Source organism: Intestinimonas sp. RTP31139st1_F5_RTP31139_211217 (assembly GCF_040226735.1).
GTDB classification, from domain to species: domain Bacteria; phylum Bacillota; class Clostridia; order Oscillospirales; family Oscillospiraceae; genus Intestinimonas; species Intestinimonas butyriciproducens.
In genome coordinates this window covers 58,636-75,653 of the sequence record NZ_JBCOAQ010000008.1, presented here as the reverse complement: position 1 = coordinate 75,653, position 17,018 = coordinate 58,636, and the positions used below count along the sequence as shown (strand labels likewise).

The window sequence follows — 17,018 nt, the reverse complement described above, 5'->3', positions numbered from 1 at the left end:
CGTTGTAATAGCGAGGACTTGAAAGTCCTCGCTATTAGCATACATCGTCGTGCATATTGTTCTTTTCCGTTACCATGCTGATTAGCTCGTAGCACAGGACATAGGTAATGACAAGCCCCGCAATGGGGACTATGACACTCTCCGATAGCGTCCGTATCATGGAGAATATGCCAGCGTTCCACCCTTGCGGGGTCTGCCCTACCTCTGCGGCGATTGTGCCGACTTTCTCGTTTACGTCCCCGAACATAGTTGACAGATTACCGTTGATGGCTCCTATCAGGATTCCTTTTATCCATTCGCTAATCGCGTCAAGTATGCTCTGCATAGGTTAGTCCCGCGCTTAACCGAACAGGCCGGAAAGCAGGGGTACGAGGGTCGCGCCGATCAGGGCAACGCCGCCGCCCGCCATGAGCTGTTTTATCCCCAATTAGGTGTAAAACTCTGCTCGATGGCGGGCGGCGGCGTACAAAAAATCTATATGGTGTTGTTAAGAGAACCGTCCCGGCGGGACAGGTCAGGCAGTGACCTGTTCCACCTCCGGGATGGGTTTGAGATTAAAATGAATTTCGATAGAAATGTGTCTTGTTTTATCTTCGTCAATGCGCTCATGCACGACGATTTCTTTGATTAAGCGGTTGAGGGTGGCTGCGTCCAGCTCTGTGATGTTGGCGTATTCCTGAATGGCTTCCACCCATTGTTTTGCGTCATTGGCAAGCTGGACTTCATCGGACAGCCGCTTTCTGCCCTCGGACACTTTTGTTTTAAGCTCCGTCTGCTCGGTCTGTGTCTTTTCCAGCATGGTGTTGAAATTCTGCTCACTGATACGCCCTGCAATCATATCCTCATAAAGCCGCATGACCATTTTGTCCAGAACCTCAATCCGTTCCTCGTCCCTTGTGAGGGAGCGTTCCATTGCTTCCCGCTGTTCCCGCTGCTCGGCTTCACAGGTATTGGTCAGGCGGTCGGCAACCGCTTCCCCGTCCATCAGGGCAGCTCTGGCACATTCCCGGATTTTCCGCAGCACATGGCTGTAAAGGGTGTCATAGTCAATCCGGTGCTGGGTGCAGTGGTTCTTTCCAAAGGCGTTGTAGGTCTTGCAGGAATAAATCCGCTGGGGATGTTTTGCGTTTGTGTAGCGTATCGTCAGCGACTTCCCACACTCGCCGCATTTTACCAGTCCGGCAAACAGGCTGATTTCATTGGTCTGCCCCGGACGCTGGCGGGATTTCAGCTTATTCTGCACAATGTCAAAGCTCATGCTGTCAATCAGCGGTTCATGCTGTCCCTCCACCACAATCCAGTCCTCCGGCTTCTTTTCCCCAATTGTGCCGATTTTGAAACGGTAGTCTTTTTTCTGGGAAGCAATCGCACCGGTGTAGACGGGATTCATCAAAAGGTCTTTGATAACGGAGAAGTCCCACATATACCGCCCGTTTTCCGGGTCTTTCTTTTCCCATTTTGTGCGGGTATTGCGAAGCCCCCGTTCCCGGTTCCACCATGTGGGGCAAGGGATTTTTTCTTCCTCCAGCCGTCTGCGGATATAGTTCGGACCATGACCGTTTAGGGCATATCCGAAAATCAGCCGCACAATCGGGGCGGTTTCCTCGTCAATGAGCAGATGGTTTTTGTCCTCCGGGTCTTTCCGATACCCAAACGGGGCAAGACACCCGGTAAACTGTCCTTTCTGTGCTTTCAGAAGATAAGAGGAATGGACTTTCTTGGAAATATCCTTACTGTACATCTCATTCAGGATATTTTTGAACGGGGCAATATCGTTGTTATCCCGCAGGGTGTCGATACCGTCATTCATGGCGATATAGCGGACACCGTTTCTTGGGAAAAAGTCCTCAATCAAATGCCCGGTTTGCAGATAGTTACGCCCCAGTCGGCTGAGGTCTTTCGTGATGACAAGGTTGATTTGCCTGCGCTCAATGGCTCTCAACATTCTCTGTAAATCAGGACGATCCATATTAAGACCTGTGAAGCCATCGTCCTGATAGACTGCCACAACCTCCCATCCCTGCTTTTCGCAGTATTTTTCCAGCATATCCCGCTGGTTGGCGATACTGGCACTTTCGCCTTGCAGGTCATCGTCCTTTGACAGCCTGCAATAGACCGCTGCACGATAGCCCCCGGCAAGTGCCGAACCGATTGTTCTGTATTCCATTTCGTTCATCATAGCCATTTACCCACACAATCCAGACGGTATCTGGCTCTTTTGAACCTCATCTTCATTATAGCCTATATCTTTCTTTTTAGCAATATATTCTTTTGTATTTGTCTTTCCGTATTTCTGGGAAATCAGGCTGACGAATACATCGGTTGCGTCCAGTTCCCCGTCAAACACAGTAGTCACATGAATCTCTGTTTTGTTTTTTGCCATAGGCAGTTATCCTCCATACATGAAAATAGCCAGACAGAGGGTGTCGGCAACGAAGTCCGGCAACGGGCTTCAAAAGACCTTGCAAACAATCTCAATCTGGCGATGGTTACTATTTATACTTTTCTTTTATTTTTCTGTTGTTTTGGTTGTTATAAGGGAGAAAAGCCCGGAAATAAGGGGTTTTCCCCGGCAAACGGCTCGGCAACGGGATAGCAACAGGGGGTGCAACGGGCGGTCATTTTCAGAATGGAAGCTCCATCTGTTCTGTGACCTCCACAAAACCATCCATCGTTTTTTCAGACGGGTTGCCGGAGTCCGTTGCCGGGTTTTCACGCTCCCAGCCCTTTTGTCTGCCATATTCGGAAAACATTCTTGGGTTCGGGAAGTACCGCCAGCCGGTAATGCACTGGTTCATAATCTCGTTGATTTCCCGGATTTCCCATTGCTTCGGCTCGTCAAAGGTGTGGTTCAAGGCTTCCTTGTAAAGCTGCTTGGAACAGACCATGCTCCCGGTGTACTTATCAAGATACGCCTGTATCATTCCGGCTTTGGTGTCCTCCGGCATAAAATCCCGCTGGTGTTCTTTGAGATACCGCTGCATGGTGGGGCTGAAAGCCAGCTTGAACCTGCCGCTTCGGTAAATCTCCATAGCTTCTGCCCACATCTGCTCGATATAGGCTCTGGAAGCGGCTTCGTCCTCCAAAATGTGAACCTCCGCCTGCTCCGGGTACACCATGACCGGGATAAAACGGCGGTTGCCTGAACGGTCAAGGGGCAGGAAGTCAAGGGCATTGGAAGTGCCGCCAAACACGCACTGACGGGGGCGGTCTGCCGGGTGGGTTTCATAGGGTATCTTGTAAACCTCTTTCTGCCGGCTTAAAAACGACTTGATTTCCTCAATGCTCTTGGCGTTGGCGGTTGCCATCATTTCCGACATTTCGATAATCCAGTGACCTTGCAGCTTACGGTACACATTGTCATCGTCCAGCTTCCGCAAATCATCGGAGAACCACTCGTCCCGGACTGCCAGCAGACGGAAGAAGGTGGACTTGCCAGCCCCCTGACCGCCTACCAGACAGAGCATGATTTCAAACTTGCACCCCGGCTGAAAGACTCGTGAGACTGCACCCAGCAGGAACAGCTTCAACGCTTCATAGGTGTAATCGTCTGCGTCAGCCCCCAGAAAGTGCCGCAGGCAGAAGCGGATTCGCTCTGTACCGTCCCACACAAGTGTATTGAGGTAGTCCCTGATGGGGTGGTACTTGTTTTCATTCGCCACAATCCCGATAGCGTTATCAATCTTTTTCTCATTGGTAAGCCCGTAGGTTTCTTCCAGATAGAGAAGCAGATATTTCATGTCCGTATCGTTTAAGGCGGTGCTGTCCCTGTGGAAGCCGATGAGCTTTATGATGTCCTTGCGGTCGGTCAGGATGTTGTATGCGATAGCCCCGGAAAGCAGCGGGTCACGCTGGAATACGGTCAGGCAGTTCCGTATGCTCTGACGGACACCGCCTTTCTCGGTGGTTTCCAGCCCCGCCTTGATTTCCTCAATGCTCTGGGGCGGCTGCATGGCGTTCATGGTGTTTTTTAGTTCTTGCTGCGTCTGCGGCTGCAAGCTCTGCCATTCGCTGTTCAAGCTGTATCACATCCTTTCCGTAGTCCGTAATCAAAGCCGCTTTTTCCTCTGTCTCCCCGAACAGCAGCACATCCAGCAGATATTCCACATGGGCTTGCTTCTGTAAGGCTTCCACAAACCGGGGATGAAAGACTTCCTCCGGGGAATGCGGGGCGTAGTCCTTTCTCCATGCCCGGAGCAGATGGAGATAATCAGCAAGAATACGGAAGCAGCGGCTCTTTGCTTCCTGAAACTGTTCCTCCGGGGATTTCTGCCGAGGCTTGGGCTTTTTTGCCTTTCCCGGCGGCTTCCAGTCCTCATAGGAAAGCCCGAAGTCATTTGCCAGTTGTATGGCGGCTTCTTTCTTTCCCAGCCCATACAGGGCGGCGGCAAAATCAATCACATCCCCATCCGCACCGCAGCCGAAGCAGTGGTAACGCCGATCCAGCTTCATGCTTGGGGTTTTATCGTGATGGAACGGGCAGCAAGCCATCCCGTTCCGACCTACATGGATTCCATAATGCTCCGCAGCCTGTCTTGTTGTGACGGACTGCTTCACAGCTTCAAATACATTCAAATCTATCCCTCCTTGAAAATAAGAAAAGCACCTGACATTCTCTGATTGAAAATGGCAAGTGCCTGTTAAAGTTCCATATCCTGTTGTCTGTGTTTCGTCTGCGTCGGGGCGGTTCTTTGTGCCTTTTTCTCGTCTGCCTTATCCTGCAAGACTTCCTTGATAGGCTGCTTCCTGGGCGGCTCTTTGCTTTCCTCTGTGCCGGGTGTGGCTTTCCGTACCCAGTAGCGGATGTCCCGCAGCTTCTTCAAATCCTCCTGTACCTCGGTCAGCGGTACTTTCAGCTCTGCGATTTCGCTAAGAAGCGTTTCCTGCTCCTGTTGCAGCTCATTTTTCGTTTTATCCTTATCGTCCGGGTGCTTGGCAAGATAGGCGGCGGCTTTCGCATATCGGGCAACCTCCGGGTGTTCCTGTTTGAATTTCTCCTTTGTTTTCTTGAAAAATATCTTCTGGTACTTCTCATAGACAGGCTTACATTCCTTGCAGTCTGTCCGGCTGGCAAGAATCCCATCAATCACTTTGCTGCGGGCTTCCTTTGGCTTCATCTGATTGCGGTAATCTGCGGCTGATTTCCCGGAAGATTCCAGAAAGGCTTCTAAGTCCTCCACAGTGGAAAGCCCCTTTTGCCGGAGATAGGACAGGGCTTCGCTGACTGCCTTTAAGTCCTGTGAAGTCCCCCGGTTCTGTCCAGCCCTCGTCCAGTCCTTCCGTTCTTCCTTTCGTATCTCCATGTACTTCATCAGCAGATTTGGAAGAAGTGTCGCTTCCTCCGCCGCTTTTTGTGCAAGCAGTTCTTTCCGTTTTTCCCCCAGCTCGGTAATCCAGCCTTTGAGGTTTTGGATAAGTTGCCGGATGGACTTCATCAGGCGGTTGGCGGCTCTGATTTCCCGGTTCAGGTTGCCGATATTCGTCTGGATACCACGCTTTTCCATCTGCCAGACAGCAGTCCCTTCATGGACAGTGGGGATAATATCAAGCCCCTGTCTGGAATAGGAACGCAAGTCCACACGCTCCGGGCGGTCATTGGCTTCCAGATAGCGGTTCTGGATGACCTCCCATTCATGCCGCCAGATTTCACAATACTTCTGGTCGTTCCAGTCCACCGTATCCTCCTTGTGGCTTTTCCACCTGCCAGACGGAAGTTTGATCCGTTCCCCGTTTTCGTCAAGGTCATAAACTTTGCGGCTCTTGGGAAGCCATTTCCCATGTTCGTCCATTGCCCGCATGGTCAGCAGGACATGGGCGTGGGGATTATGTCCCGGCGGATGGGGGTCATGGATAGCAAAATCAGCAATCATGCCTTTGGAAACAAACTGCTTCTGGCAAAACTCCCGGACAAGAACAGCGTACTGGTCGGGCGGTATTTCTCTGGGGATGCTAAGCACCCACCGCCTTGCAAGCTGAGAGTTCCATTGCTTCTCCACCGCTTCGGCGGCGTTCCATAAGGTATTGCGGTCTGCATATTCCTGTGGGGCATTTGCCGGGAGCAGGATTTCATTGTGGACGATACCACGCTTTTCTGGGTAGTGCTTCACTTGCTGGTCGTATTCACAGAACAGCTTTTCGCCACTCTGGTAAGCAGCGGCGGCAACCGCAGACTGCCGCTGGCTGCGCTGAACAATCGTGATTTCGTTGTGTGGACAGGGCATTTCGTGTCCCTCCTTTCGGTAATTGGTGGATGGGGTGGCGTTTTACCACCTCATTTGGGGCAGAAAAAAGCAGGAGACCTTTTCAGATTTCCTGCTCGGTGTGCCGCTGTGTGGGCGGCGGGTATTTAGTTGTAAAAGTTCGGGGCAAGTTGACCCGATGTATAAGAAATAATAAACCAGAAGTTTACAAGCTAAATTTGTTACAACAAAAATGTAAATACTCTTTAACCGATATTTCTTTGCTATTCAAAATTCCAATAGCAACAAATATAACTTCTGCAACTGTAAGATAGCAGTCTTTCAAATCAAAAATAAAAAGGGTAGGTATCTGCAAAAAATCTAAACTTCCACCCCAAAACAGCTTATCAATCAAGCTACATAAACATCCCGATATGCCACAAATCATTATTATTTTTACCCAAAAACTTATATGTGCTCTTTTTGCCTGATATAGCATATATCCTGAAAAAAAGAGGAACAAAACAAACACATTCAATAAAATGGTAACAAACGGACTTGATAATAATTCGAAGAAATTTCCAGCATAAGATAAACGAGTATTTAGTTCTGGATTAAATCTTAAAACTTTGGCTATTATATCAAATTCGCATTTCATAAATACTTTTGAAATTACTATTTTAACCGTCTGGTCAATTAAAACCAATAATGCCACAGGTATAATAAACGGCTTAAACTTTTCCATCAGTAACACTTCCTCTCAAATTATTATTTTATTATTTCTTCTTTTTCGATTTAGGGGTAGGCAATTCCTCATACATAGCATTAAACAATCCTGTCAAAAACTCTTTATTTTCAACTTCATCTACCAACAACATTTCTTTTGCTCCCTCGTAAGGTAACTCATACGAAACCGTTGGCATATAACTTATTGCTGATTTTACTGGTTTAACAAGTAATCTATCATCATAGATACCGCCTACAATCTTACCACGATAATAAATGACAAATTCGCCCATCATAGCTCGATAGGTAATTTCATTCAAGCCAGATAACTGACCTAAAATAAATTCTAAATATTCTTTGCTGGATGCCATAACTTTACCTCAATTTCTAAATTTATTACTGACTTCATTATACTTTATTGCTTATCGAAAAGATAGCATATTTTATGAAACTTGTCGGCTGGGAACAGCTTGCATTGCAAGGTGTCCCCAGATGGCAAGTCCACAAAAGGGTAGCTGGCGGTAGCCAGCGCAGGGGAAGCGTAGCGTCCCCTGTTTGATTTGGAGCAGACCTTGACTGCGGAAAATCACAGCCCTCCGGCGAGGAGCCTTCGGAGAACGCAATGCACCAACCTCTGGGTGGTGTATAATTGCGCCCTTAGTAAACTAAGGGGTTTCCGGCTTCTCCCGTTCCAGCAGTTTTTTCAATAGTTCCTGCGTGTCCTGCCTGTGAAAAATGAGTTTCAACAACAGCATGACATCATCATCTGTCAGGCGTTCCGGCTCTTGCAGAAAACTTTCCAGCATACCGCCACGAGTACAGAGCCGGTGCGTCCGTTCCTTTCGGGTAAGCTGCTTTAACTGGTGCTGCAATGCCTTTTCATCATTGATGGCTTTCCGCAGTTTCTTTTCGCTTTTCTCCAGCTCCCGGTTTAGCTTTTCCAGCTTTGAGGTATCAGGCAAGGGCAGCGTCCTCCTTTCCCGGTATCAGCACATAAATCCTGTTTGGTTCTCCAACGCCCTGACGCACCCGCATGATAAGTCCGGCAGTTTCCAGTTCATTCAGAGAACGCTTGACCGTCATGGGACTGCGGGACAGGACTGCGGCAATGGCTGTGACAGGGAAGCAGACAAACAGGATTCCGTTCTCGTCCTCCTGCCCTTTGGATAACATAGCGTCCAGCATCCGGCAGTACATGACCTTTGCGGTGCTGCTGACTGGAAATCCTGTCAACGCTCTGGGAAAGGGCATACAGGGCGGCAATGGTGTGTCTATCGTCATAAATTCAAAATTCATTCGGTGTGTTTCTCCTTTTTCTTTGCTCGTTTGGATAAGTAACGGGGGCAGTCAACCACAACCGCCCGGAAGCTCTGCTTGCACCCATGCTGGCATTTCCGGCACAATTCGTTGTAAGTGACACGCCCCCGGTCATTGAGGTAAAAGGAAAGCTCATGCTTCCTCTTTTTGCTCATTCTCGGCATATTGTGTTTCCTCCCGTTTTAGTGTATGGTTTCGGGGCGATTTTCGGCAAAATTACAGCCATAGAGCCGCTTAAAATCTCCCGAAGTATCAGCGATAGGGTAGACTGTCCCCCTATCAGATTGTCGTGTTTCGGTATCATTTCGGTGTCAGTTCGCCAGTTCTCCCCGGTGTCGTTCCTCCCCTGAATCTCACAGCGGCGTATTGCTCCCGTTGGTACGCTCGTTTCGGTCAGGGTTTCTCCACATCCCTGCCAAAAGTCATGGCGCTACATCGCCGGGGAAGCATATCCCACACAGGCTGGTCATTCGATTGGAATAATCCATCGATGAACTACCTGTATCATAGAACATTTTTGTGCCCTGTGCCGTATGTCCACAAAGTAGGAATTAAGGATAAAAAGCGGAAATTTCCACGATTGCGGAAAGTGTGATATAATCCAGTTAAGCGACAGCAATGAAACCGTTGTAAAGGAGCGTGCGCCCATGAAAGGAGCAACAAGCATACAGGAACGCCTTTGGGAACTCCGCAAGGATAAAGGCTTAAATCTGGAAGAACTATCAAAGCTGACGGACATTTCTAAATCAGCTCTTGGAAGTTATGAAAAAGAGAATGTTAAGGAAATCAATCATGGCTATCTTGTCACGCTGGCAGACTTCTATGGGGTTTCCGTTGATTATCTGCTGTGCCGGACAGAGAACCGAGAGCAGATCAACACGCCACTAACAGAGCTGCATTTGAATGATGAGATGGTGGCACTTTTGAAAAGCGGTCGGATTAACAACCGCCTGCTCTGTGAGCTTGCCACACATAAAGATTTTATCAAGTTTCTTGCAGACATTGAGATTTATGTGGATGGGATTGCCACCATGCAGATTCAAAACCTAAACGCCCTTGTCGACACTGTCCGGCATGAAATCATTGAACGGTATCGCCCCGGCGAAGATGACCCGCATTTGAAAGTGCTGCAAGCCGCCCATATCAGCGATGACGAATATTTCAGCCACATGGTTCTGGATGACCTCAATCTCATTATCCGGGATATTCGGGAATCTCACAAAAAGGACAGTGAGAGTGCGCCCCAGACCACCGTTGCCGATGAACTGAAAGAAAATCTGGAAGCGGTCGAAAATTTCAAGGGCAGTCGGGATGAAAAGCTCGTTGTCCTTTACTGCAAGCAGCTCGGTATCAACTATAAAAATCTGTCAGACGAAGAATTTCGCTGGCTGATTCGGATTCTCAAAAAATCAAAGAAAATGGGAACGCCTATCAGCCAGAGGAAAAAACGGTAAAGAAAAAACCGCTGTTGCATGGCTTGTTGGCTCCCATGTAGCAGCGGTTTGTGCTGTGGTTATTCAATTAAAATTTCAAAGTGACAAACTTAAACTTCTTCAACATCAATAACATTATATCCTCTTTGCTTTAATGCCTTCGCAAAAAATCCCATTCCAGAAATTAGTTTTCCAGTAAAGCTACCATCGTATATTTGATTTACACCACAAGTAGGACTTCTGGATTGTAATATAACCAAATCAATATCTTCATTTTGAATTTTTGATAATGCCATTGACACTGCTTTATTATATTCAGAATTAACATCATTTCCATTTTCATCTACTACAATCCCATTCACAATTTCTGCACAAGGTCTAGGAATTTTCATGCCAGCTAATACTTCTGGGCAAATAGAAATAACTTCTTTATCCTTTAAGAAATTGATAACTGCTAAATTTTTATTGTTTTTTCCGTTATATTTACAGTTTGTTCCCATAATACAGGCACTAACTAATACCTTCATATTTATCACCCCAAATTAAATTCATTTACATAATCATTCTACCACACCGTTATGAATAAATCATCTCATGCAAAACAATTTCTTCCGCCCGGTTGTGAATGCTATTGCAACGCTGCACCCATTCCATTTGAGAAGTGCACTTTAATTCCTCGGTCACGCCCTCGGCAGCTTTCATTTGCTCCATGATAGTGTCTAACCGTTCCTGTGCCTGTTCGTTCAGGTCTGCAAGGTATGTCCATAACTCCTCGGTCAAGGTCAATGTGTTCAATCTGGCTGGGTGGACTTCTCTTAAATATTCCCGGTGCATCCGTCCATACTTTCCGATAGGGCGGTGTTCCTCCGGCAGTTTCAAGTCCGGGATGTAATAATCTCCGACAAGGATATAATCAATTCCGTTTTCCGTTATTCTTGGTTTCAATTCGCTCATGTTCCTTACCTCCTGTGGAAGCAGGCTCGTCTGGTACTAACTCAATCACATCGGTAATCTCACAATTCAGCGTTTCGCAGATACGGGCTAATGTATCCATGCTGATGTGCTTTCCCTCTTTGCTCATGTTGGCAATCATATTTGTTGTCATACCAGCGGCAAGCCTTAAATCCTCTTTTCTCATATCACGCTCTAACAGTGTGTGCCAGAGTGGTTTATAGCTGATGTGCATATTGTTTTCCTGCCTTTCTATCCATACCACCGGGGCGGCTGCCCCGGCAGGAACTTTTCTCTTATTATAGCACCAATCTTGTGAAATCACAATTTATTCTTGTATCCTGCCGCTGATACCGTCTGGATTGGTTTTTCCTTTCTTTTTGTTCCCTTTAATTAGCCATGAACTGCTTCATGCCCTGGCTTTTTGCTGATGTGTGATAAAGAAGTAGTAGAAGTGTAAAAAATTTTGCCGTTCCTATCCGGCGTTTGCGCATTGCGCCGGATAGGTCGGGCGGTCATTCGGGCAGGTCTACCTTGCCAACGAAAGAGTAATAAATATCAATGTCCTGTCTGCGTGTGCCGTTCTCGTCATAGCTGCACTCATGCACAACGATTTTCTCCACAAACTCACGCAAAAGGGTAGGGGTAAGTTCTTCAAAGCTGGTGTACTTGCGGACAACATTCATAAACTTTTCTGCGTTTACCGTGGCTTCCTGCGCTTTGGAAAGCTCTGCCCGGATAGCGGCGGCTCTCTCTTTCAGTTCTTTCTGCTCGGCTTCATAGTCTGCCGACAGCTCCGTGAAACGCTCGTCTGAAATGCGCCCGGTCACGCTGTCCTCATACAGCCGCTTGAAGATAGCGGATAACTCGCTGATACGCTTCTCGGCGGCTTCCAGCTCCTTTTTCCTTGCGGCGTTCCTGCGCTTGCCCCCGTCCTCGTTCTGCTCGATCAGCAGCTTCATAAACCGGGCTTCGTGCTTCGCTGCATAGCTGGTGACTTTCCGCAGATTGTCGGTCACTCCGGCGGTCAACAGGTCGGTGCGGATAAAGTGCGCCGTACAGTCACGGGTACGCTTCTTGTAGCTCCCGCAGATATAACAATCCTGCTTGCGGGTGGCGTTCTGGTAACGCTGCTGGTAAAGGACGCTGCCGCAGTCGGCACAAAAGAGTATGCCGGAGAATAAGCCCACTTCATCATAGCGGTTCGGGCGTTTGCGCTGCTTGCGTAACTCCTGCACACGCTCCCACATCTGGGTGTCAATGATAGGCTCATGGTGGTTCTCGAAAATCGCCTGTTTCTCAATGGGGTTCTCTACGCTGTGCTTGGTCTTGTAGGACGGCTTCTCCGTCTTGAAGTTTACCAGACAGCCCGTGTACTCCCTGTTTTCAAGGATATGTACCACGGTATTGGTCGCCCACTTGCACTCATAGCCGGGGTGGTAGCGGCGGGTGCTTCCCGTCCGACGGTATTCCAGCGTTCCCGGCGTGGGGATCTCCTGCTCTGTGAGCATACGGGCTATCTTGGTCGGCCCGTTCCCGGCAAGGCACAAGCTGTAAATCTGCCGCACAACAGGGGCGGCTTCCCCGTCAATGATAAAATTTTCGTCCTCGTCCATAAAGTAGCCGTATACGGGTTTGCTCGTGACGGGCTTCCCGCTCATACCCTTAGACCGTTTTACTGCTTTGATTTTCTTGCTCGTATCTCTCACCAGCCATTCGTTAAAAATGTTCCGCAGAGGGGCAAAATCATTGTCGCCCTGTGCGCTGTCCACTCCGTCATTGATAGCGATAAAGCGGACGCCTTTCTGTGGGAAAATCATTTCCGTATACATTCCCACTTGCAGATAGTTTCGCCCTAACCGTGACATATCCTTGACGATAACGGTGCCGACTTTTCCGGCTTCAATGTCCGCAAGCATGGCTTGAAAACCGGGTCTTTGGAAGTTCGCCCCAGAATAACCGTCATCTGTGTACCATTGCAGATTGGAAAAGCCGTTCTGCTTCGCATAGGTTTCAAGAATACGCTTCTGGTTTGAAATAGAATTGCTCTCACCTTGCAGCTCGTCCTCGTGGGATAATCTCGGATAAAGGGCGGTAATAAGGTTTCGGGTGGTCTGTCTTAACATAGTGTCCTCCATTTCCGACAGCCAGCCCCACTATTCCGTATGACTATCATACCACACGCCGGGGCTGGCTGTACAGTCCTTTCTGCTTCTTTACGTCCCGTCAAATTGCCGATTTTTGTGTAGCAGCTTCCGCTTCCAGCACTTTCAGCATTTTATCGGCGGCGGTGGCGGTGGTGTCCTGCTTGAAATAGCCGGAAACGACAAGGACAGAATTACCTATGCGGATTTCCGTCACGCAATCCGGGCGGCGGGTGCTGCGGTCATTCTTTGGGGTGTTGGTCATAGGCGGCTCTCCTTTCTGTTCATCAGCTTTTTCAGTTGTCCCATTTTCTCCTGCGCCGTGGCTTTTCGGAAGTTGCTCCCGGTAAAGCGGACAGGAGAACACATTTCAATCAGACGGTCATAAATGCGGGCGTGGGCGGTGTCCTCCGGGTGCTGCAAGTCCTCCAGCGTGAGATTAGTCGTGACGATCAGCGGCCTGCCGCTGCGGTAACGGCTGTCAATCACGTTGTAGACCTGCTCTAAGCCGTATTCCGTTCCCCGTTCCATTCCAAAATCGTCAAGGATAAGCAGCGGGAAGCTGCAAAGTCGGGAGATATATTCATTCCTGCCCTCAAAGCTGGCGGCAAGGTCACCCAATATCAATGCAAAGTTTGTCATGCACACGGGGATTTCACGCTCCATAAGGGCATTTGCGATACAGCCCGCAAAATAGCTCTTGCCTGTGCCAACGCCGCCCCATAGCAGATAGCCAATGTTGCGCTCTTTCATGGTTTCCCAGTTCTCCACATAGAAATGGGCGTGTTCCATTTGCGGGCACTTGCCGTTGTCGTTCTCAAACGTCCAGCCCTGCATAGCCGGGTCTGTAAAGCCCCGCCGCTTCAACCGCTCGACAGTTTCAAGGTGACTGCGCTGTTTCTCTGCGGCTTCCCGTTCCTCACGCTCTGCCCGCTGGCAGTCACATTCTGCCGGGTGGCGGTCACGCCCCAGCCATGCGGCGGTTTCTTTGGGGAAATAGCCCTCTTTGGGCTTGTGGCACTTCCCGCAGTATAAAAGCCCGTCCTCGCCGGTGTAGTCCTCCGGCTCCGGCGTGGTGTCGGTCATATTCAAAATCATTTCATCAAATCCATTCGTCATAAGCTCTCGCCCTCCTTACAGGTATAATCGGGTATGCCCTTTTTCGGGGCTTTCTTGGCTGCGTCCTCCTGCGCCCACTTGAAAATCGTGGCTGCATGGCTCTTGTATTTCCTCCCGCTGGAAGCGATATGGCAGGATAGGCGGTCAATGTAATACTCCCACTTGCCGGGAAGCTCTGTTTTCAGCCCGTCAAGCTCCGTATCGGAAAGAATGACATTGTGGTATCTGCCATAGGCGGCGGGGGCGGGGTGTCCCGTTTCTAACTCTCTCTCTTTTTCTATTTCTATATCTATCTCTTTCTCTATCTCTATCTCTGGTGGACAAATGTCCGCTCGATATGGTGGACATTTGTCCGCCCCTGTCTGCGGCAGGGCTTTTTGTTCCTGCAAAGCCAGCCGCGCCCTGCGCTTGCGCTCCCCCTCGGTAGAGGACTGGCCGATTAAAAGCTCAATGTTGCTCATGTAGAGTGCGCCGCTTGGCAAAGGCTCCACAAGCCCCAGCTTCATAAAGATTTTCAAAGCTCTCTCTACGGTACCTACCTGCTGGCGGGTAATGGTCGCAATCATCTGGGCGGTGTAGGGGATATTCTCGTCAAGCTGCAATTTCCCGCCGTTTTTCAGCGATTTCAAGTACAGCTTCAAGAGAATGTTGGAATAGATAACGCCGTCCTGCATACTTTCCAGCAGAACGATTGCATCATCGTCAAAATAGCTCTCTTTCAGCTTGAGGTAGTAATATTTGCGGTTATCTGCCATAGGCTGCGTCCTCCTTTTTCCAGCGTTTGGAATAATAGCGAGGGCATAGTATGATAACCGCCCGGAAGCTCTGTTTGCAGTCACGGGTGCAGCCCCGGCATAGGTCGTTGTAAGTGATACGGTTGCGGTGGTTGAGGAAGAAAGACCATTCCAGCCGCCGCTTCTTGCTCATTCTCGGCAATGGTAAGCTCCTTTCTGCCGTTCCTATCGGTGTAGCGGGATAGGGGGCATTTTCTGTATGTTCTCGGTATCATTTTCGGGCTTTTTCTGCCCTGTAAGCCCCGTTTGGAAGTCGGGGAGTATTGCGGTAAGGGTTCATATCATACCTGTATTTTTGTAGGGTTTCGGTATCATTTCGGGGCGGTCTTTAACGCTCCTGTTCACGCTTTTTCTGCTGGCTCGGTGCGCCCCTTAAAATCTGGTCGATATTGCGTCTGACTGTCTGAAGCTCCTGCGCCCGCTGGCGTTTCTCCCGGTAGTCGTTATATCCGGCGTTCTTCTGGACGGTAAGCTGCTCAATCTCCCTTTGCAGGGCTTTGCTGGCTGGCAGCTTGGTTATTCCATGCTCCCGGAAATAACGGGCGGCTGTGTCCGCTATGATAAAATCGCTTTCGTGCTGTTCCCGGTAGGCTCTCCGGGCTTTCTCCGATTTCTGCGCTTTCAGACCGTCACGGGCGGGCTTCGTGCCGATATAGCCCAAAAGGTTGCGCTGCAATTCCTTTTTCTCCCGGATAGCGGCTTCCAGCCCTTTCAGTCCGGCAAGGCTCTCCTGCGTGGCGGTGTTGGCTGCGGAAATGGCAGCGTCCAGCTCGTCCGGGGAAGAAAAGCCATACTGCTGGTAGAGCATGAGGGTAGCCGACATCTGTTTGAGGTTGTGCATGGTCGCCCACTTCTCATAGCCCCGTCCTTTCCCCTCGGCTCGCTTGGCGGCTATGTCTACCATGCGCTGTACAGCGTCATTGTTCGGGGCGTTTTTCGCTTCTTTTTTCGTCCGTAAGCGGTCTTTGATACTGCCGGGGTATTCCGCTATGGCTGCGGGTTTTTCGGCGGCTCTGGCGGCGTTCTGCTCCAAAACGGAGAGGACAGCAGCCCGGTCAAAATCGTCCCCCAGCTTCCGGGCGGTAATTGGCTTCGTCCTGTCCGGCGTGAGGTAACTTAGCCGCCCCCGGCTCTCCTTGACGGTCACACCATGCCGGAGAAGCAGGGCGGCAAACTCATCAAAGCCGGAAGCAGCGGCAAGGGCTTCCCGGATAGTCCGGCGCAGCTTCGCCTTATCCGTTTCAAACTTGGTCTGCCGGGGCGCGATACCGTCCGCAGCAATAGGGGCGTTGGCTCTGTCAAGGGCAGCCTGTCCTTTCTTCTGCGCCCAATACTCACGCTCGGTAATGCGTTCTTTGCTGCCGTTCAAAAGGTCTATCTGGTAAAGCCCCTCGCTGTGGCACATCTCCATGACTTCGGCTTTCAGATAGTTCATAGCTGCGTCCGTACAGCGGTGCTTGCAGCCTGCTTTCCTGTCCGCTGGCCTGTCCATGTGGGGCAGCATGGGAACCTCCGCAATCCGCAGACTGTTAATGACGATATGCACATGGATATTTTCGGTGTGGCTGTGTCCGTCCGGGTGGGTGCAGACAAGGGCCTGGTGTCCGGGGAAATGCTCGGCGCAGAACTTCTCGCCCAGCTCCTGCGCCCGATCAACGGTCAAGCCGTTGTCCGGGCCGTCCCGTGGGTCAAAGCTGATGATGTAGTGGTGGCTCTTTACGTCCTCCCGTTTCTGGTTCTTGCCGTAGCGGAGATTGGAGCGCATACAGGCAACGGCAAAATCCTCCCCGCCACAATTCAGAGAGGATATGCGGTAGTCTACCCTCGGTATGAGCCGCCCGTCTGCGTCAAGGGTGGGCTTCATGGTAAACTCGTCATGCTCGAATGTGAGGTATTTTTCAGCGTCCCCGTAGTTGGCATTTTTAGAGCTGATATGTTTGAGTATCGCCAACGGCTTCACCTACTTTCTGCAAGACTTCAAACTTCAAGGCGGCAAGGTCGGCGGCGGCTCCCCGCACTTCCTTTTCCAGCCCCCGGTAGGGGCTTCCGTATTCGTTCAGGCTCCGGGCAATCTGGTTTAAGTTGCCGCCGATTTTCCCGTACTCTGCCGTGAGCTTGGAGAGGGCGGCAAGCAGCCCGTCATTGACCGGGGAAACGGTGACAATGGGGCGTATGGTCGCTTTCCGTATGGCTTGCCGGATAAACTCGGACTGGCTGATTTCATAAGCCGCCAGCCGCCCGGTGAAGTCGGCGTATTCTTCATCGGTCATGCGGGTCTTTACCACATGACGGCGGTGGGGCGTATTGTATTTCTTTCGCATGGTCTGTGACCTCCTTTCTCGCCCGACAGGGCGC

At 50.0% G+C, this 17,018-nt stretch carries 22 protein-coding genes and 2 pseudogenes; 2 read left to right on the top strand and 22 right to left on the bottom strand.

Translation table 11 applies throughout. The features are described 5' to 3' along the window. Positions 1 to 46 precede the first annotated feature (46 nt). From ABUA09_RS07960 to ABUA09_RS07945, 4 genes and pseudogenes are all read right to left on the bottom strand, one after another. A pseudogene (locus tag ABUA09_RS07960) lies at positions 47 to 325 on the bottom strand (VirB6/TrbL-like conjugal transfer protein, CD1112 family); the annotation flags it as partial. A gap of 15 nt (positions 326 to 340) precedes the next feature. Beyond that, a pseudogene (locus tag ABUA09_RS07955) lies at positions 341 to 424 on the bottom strand (Maff2 family mobile element protein); the annotation flags it as partial. Between the two features lie 90 nt (positions 425 to 514). Continuing rightward, positions 515 to 2,185, bottom strand: a complete 1,671-nt coding sequence (locus tag ABUA09_RS07950) for a recombinase family protein (RefSeq protein WP_349830776.1) — start codon at positions 2,183 to 2,185, stop codon at positions 515 to 517. After that, positions 2,186 to 2,383, bottom strand: coding sequence for a hypothetical protein (locus tag ABUA09_RS07945; protein ID WP_349949264.1), 198 nt, complete (start codon positions 2,381 to 2,383; stop codon positions 2,186 to 2,188). On the opposite strand from ABUA09_RS07945, the gene ABUA09_RS07940 reads away from it, so the two are divergent. Continuing rightward, the gene (locus ABUA09_RS07940) at positions 2,357 to 2,596 is read left to right on the top strand and encodes a tweety protein (protein WP_349949263.1); all 240 of its coding nucleotides are present in this window, start codon (positions 2,357 to 2,359) and stop codon (positions 2,594 to 2,596) included. The genes ABUA09_RS07945 and ABUA09_RS07940 overlap by 27 nt on opposite strands. Before the next feature lie 28 nt (positions 2,597 to 2,624). Here ABUA09_RS07940 and ABUA09_RS07935 read toward each other — a convergent pair whose 3' ends face one another. The 8 genes from ABUA09_RS07935 to ABUA09_RS07900 form a co-directional block, all read right to left on the bottom strand. Then, entirely contained in the window at positions 2,625 to 3,962 is a 1,338-nt protein-coding gene (locus tag ABUA09_RS07935) for a virulence-associated E family protein (RefSeq protein WP_349949272.1), read from the bottom strand. Next, a complete protein-coding gene (locus tag ABUA09_RS07930) occupies positions 3,931 to 4,575 on the bottom strand; it encodes a CHC2 zinc finger domain-containing protein (protein ID WP_349949262.1) in 645 nt (214 codons plus the stop codon). Before ABUA09_RS07930 ends, ABUA09_RS07935 begins: the two co-directional genes overlap by 32 nt. A 65-nt stretch (positions 4,576 to 4,640) precedes the next feature. After that, positions 4,641 to 6,221: a MobQ family relaxase gene (mobQ, locus tag ABUA09_RS07925; RefSeq protein WP_349830861.1), complete on the bottom strand. Its 1,581-nt coding sequence runs from the start codon at positions 6,219 to 6,221 to the stop codon at positions 4,641 to 4,643. Positions 6,222 to 6,405: 184 nt separating this feature from the next. Beyond that, a complete protein-coding gene (locus ABUA09_RS07920; protein WP_016218015.1) occupies positions 6,406 to 6,924 on the bottom strand; it encodes a signal peptidase II in 519 nt (172 codons plus the stop codon). 31 nt (positions 6,925 to 6,955) lie between these two features. Then, positions 6,956 to 7,276 carry a TfoX/Sxy family protein gene (locus ABUA09_RS07915; protein WP_349826471.1) on the bottom strand — a complete coding sequence of 107 codons (321 nt, stop codon included), beginning with the start codon at positions 7,274 to 7,276 and terminating at the stop codon, positions 6,956 to 6,958. Between the two features lie 294 nt (positions 7,277 to 7,570). Further along, positions 7,571 to 7,867, bottom strand: coding sequence for a DUF3847 domain-containing protein (locus ABUA09_RS07910; RefSeq protein ID WP_002594808.1), 297 nt, complete (start codon positions 7,865 to 7,867; stop codon positions 7,571 to 7,573). After that, positions 7,860 to 8,201 (bottom strand): replication initiator protein A, encoded by a 342-nt coding sequence (locus ABUA09_RS07905; protein ID WP_003020305.1) that lies wholly within the window; start codon positions 8,199 to 8,201, stop codon positions 7,860 to 7,862. The genes ABUA09_RS07910 and ABUA09_RS07905 overlap by 8 nt, the downstream gene beginning before the upstream one ends. Further along, a complete protein-coding gene (locus ABUA09_RS07900; RefSeq protein WP_275241749.1) occupies positions 8,198 to 8,386 on the bottom strand; it encodes a hypothetical protein in 189 nt (62 codons plus the stop codon). The genes ABUA09_RS07905 and ABUA09_RS07900 overlap by 4 nt, the downstream gene beginning before the upstream one ends. Positions 8,387 to 8,869: 483 nt before the next feature. Between ABUA09_RS07900 and ABUA09_RS07895 the strand changes: the two genes are divergently transcribed. Continuing rightward, positions 8,870 to 9,676: a helix-turn-helix domain-containing protein gene (locus ABUA09_RS07895; RefSeq protein WP_349826276.1), complete on the top strand. Its 807-nt coding sequence runs from the start codon at positions 8,870 to 8,872 to the stop codon at positions 9,674 to 9,676. A gap of 89 nt (positions 9,677 to 9,765) precedes the next feature. Here ABUA09_RS07895 and ABUA09_RS07890 read toward each other — a convergent pair whose 3' ends face one another. The 10 genes from ABUA09_RS07890 to ABUA09_RS07845 form a co-directional block, all read right to left on the bottom strand. Continuing rightward, positions 9,766 to 10,182, bottom strand: a complete 417-nt coding sequence (locus tag ABUA09_RS07890) for a 2-thiouracil desulfurase family protein (RefSeq protein WP_016222237.1) — start codon at positions 10,180 to 10,182, stop codon at positions 9,766 to 9,768. A 49-nt stretch (positions 10,183 to 10,231) separates the two neighbouring features. Next, positions 10,232 to 10,609, bottom strand: a complete 378-nt coding sequence (locus ABUA09_RS07885; RefSeq protein WP_349826275.1) for a TnpV protein — start codon at positions 10,607 to 10,609, stop codon at positions 10,232 to 10,234. Next, positions 10,569 to 10,931 (bottom strand): helix-turn-helix domain-containing protein, encoded by a 363-nt coding sequence (locus ABUA09_RS07880; RefSeq protein WP_022742028.1) that lies wholly within the window; start codon positions 10,929 to 10,931, stop codon positions 10,569 to 10,571. Before ABUA09_RS07880 ends, ABUA09_RS07885 begins: the two co-directional genes overlap by 41 nt. 190 nt (positions 10,932 to 11,121) lie before the next feature. After that, positions 11,122 to 12,732, bottom strand: coding sequence for a recombinase family protein (locus ABUA09_RS07875; RefSeq protein WP_002605633.1), 1,611 nt, complete (start codon positions 12,730 to 12,732; stop codon positions 11,122 to 11,124). A gap of 100 nt (positions 12,733 to 12,832) precedes the next feature. Continuing rightward, positions 12,833 to 13,015, bottom strand: a complete 183-nt coding sequence (locus ABUA09_RS07870) for a transposon-encoded TnpW family protein (RefSeq protein ID WP_002605634.1) — start codon at positions 13,013 to 13,015, stop codon at positions 12,833 to 12,835. Further along, entirely contained in the window at positions 13,012 to 13,869 is an 858-nt protein-coding gene (locus ABUA09_RS07865; RefSeq protein ID WP_002605635.1) for an ATP-binding protein, read from the bottom strand. The genes ABUA09_RS07870 and ABUA09_RS07865 overlap by 4 nt, the downstream gene beginning before the upstream one ends. Next, on the bottom strand, positions 13,866 to 14,624 hold the full coding sequence (locus tag ABUA09_RS07860; protein ID WP_002605636.1) for a putative phage replisome organizer: 759 nt from the start codon (positions 14,622 to 14,624) through the stop codon (positions 13,866 to 13,868). Before ABUA09_RS07860 ends, ABUA09_RS07865 begins: the two co-directional genes overlap by 4 nt. Further along, positions 14,614 to 14,805, bottom strand: a complete 192-nt coding sequence (locus ABUA09_RS07855; RefSeq protein ID WP_006058351.1) for a hypothetical protein — start codon at positions 14,803 to 14,805, stop codon at positions 14,614 to 14,616. Before ABUA09_RS07855 ends, ABUA09_RS07860 begins: the two co-directional genes overlap by 11 nt. Before the next feature lie 186 nt (positions 14,806 to 14,991). Then, a complete protein-coding gene (locus tag ABUA09_RS07850) occupies positions 14,992 to 16,614 on the bottom strand; it encodes a relaxase/mobilization nuclease domain-containing protein (RefSeq protein ID WP_002602093.1) in 1,623 nt (540 codons plus the stop codon). Then, positions 16,586 to 16,984, bottom strand: coding sequence for a plasmid mobilization protein (locus tag ABUA09_RS07845; RefSeq protein ID WP_002602094.1), 399 nt, complete (start codon positions 16,982 to 16,984; stop codon positions 16,586 to 16,588). The genes ABUA09_RS07850 and ABUA09_RS07845 overlap by 29 nt, the downstream gene beginning before the upstream one ends. Between the last annotated feature and the right edge of the window lie 34 nt (positions 16,985 to 17,018).

What these genes read in the sequence shown, in the direction of transcription:
- ABUA09_RS07950 (WP_349830776.1), bottom strand. Translation starts at nt 2,185, where the DNA reads ATGGCTATGATGAACGAAATGGAATACAGAACAATCGGTTCGGCACTT.
- ABUA09_RS07940 (WP_349949263.1), top strand. Translation starts at nt 2,357, where the DNA reads ATGAATCTCTGTTTTGTTTTTTGCCATAGGCAGTTATCCTCCATACAT.
- ABUA09_RS07945 (WP_349949264.1), bottom strand. Translation starts at nt 2,383, where the DNA reads ATGGCAAAAAACAAAACAGAGATTCATGTGACTACTGTGTTTGACGGG.
- ABUA09_RS07935 (WP_349949272.1), bottom strand. Translation starts at nt 3,962, where the DNA reads ATGAACGCCATGCAGCCGCCCCAGAGCATTGAGGAAATCAAGGCGGGG.
- mobQ (WP_349830861.1), bottom strand. Translation starts at nt 6,221, where the DNA reads ATGCCCTGTCCACACAACGAAATCACGATTGTTCAGCGCAGCCAGCGG.
- ABUA09_RS07920 (WP_016218015.1), bottom strand. Translation starts at nt 6,924, where the DNA reads ATGGAAAAGTTTAAGCCGTTTATTATACCTGTGGCATTATTGGTTTTA.
- ABUA09_RS07915 (WP_349826471.1), bottom strand. Translation starts at nt 7,276, where the DNA reads ATGGCATCCAGCAAAGAATATTTAGAATTTATTTTAGGTCAGTTATCT.
- ABUA09_RS07905 (WP_003020305.1), bottom strand. Translation starts at nt 8,201, where the DNA reads ATGAATTTTGAATTTATGACGATAGACACACCATTGCCGCCCTGTATG.
- ABUA09_RS07900 (WP_275241749.1), bottom strand. Translation starts at nt 8,386, where the DNA reads ATGCCGAGAATGAGCAAAAAGAGGAAGCATGAGCTTTCCTTTTACCTC.
- ABUA09_RS07895 (WP_349826276.1), top strand. Translation starts at nt 8,870, where the DNA reads ATGAAAGGAGCAACAAGCATACAGGAACGCCTTTGGGAACTCCGCAAG.
- ABUA09_RS07890 (WP_016222237.1), bottom strand. Translation starts at nt 10,182, where the DNA reads ATGAAGGTATTAGTTAGTGCCTGTATTATGGGAACAAACTGTAAATAT.
- ABUA09_RS07885 (WP_349826275.1), bottom strand. Translation starts at nt 10,609, where the DNA reads ATGAGCGAATTGAAACCAAGAATAACGGAAAACGGAATTGATTATATC.
- ABUA09_RS07875 (WP_002605633.1), bottom strand. Translation starts at nt 12,732, where the DNA reads ATGTTAAGACAGACCACCCGAAACCTTATTACCGCCCTTTATCCGAGA.
- ABUA09_RS07870 (WP_002605634.1), bottom strand. Translation starts at nt 13,015, where the DNA reads ATGACCAACACCCCAAAGAATGACCGCAGCACCCGCCGCCCGGATTGC.
- ABUA09_RS07865 (WP_002605635.1), bottom strand. Translation starts at nt 13,869, where the DNA reads ATGACGAATGGATTTGATGAAATGATTTTGAATATGACCGACACCACG.
- ABUA09_RS07860 (WP_002605636.1), bottom strand. Translation starts at nt 14,624, where the DNA reads ATGGCAGATAACCGCAAATATTACTACCTCAAGCTGAAAGAGAGCTAT.
- ABUA09_RS07845 (WP_002602094.1), bottom strand. Translation starts at nt 16,984, where the DNA reads ATGCGAAAGAAATACAATACGCCCCACCGCCGTCATGTGGTAAAGACC.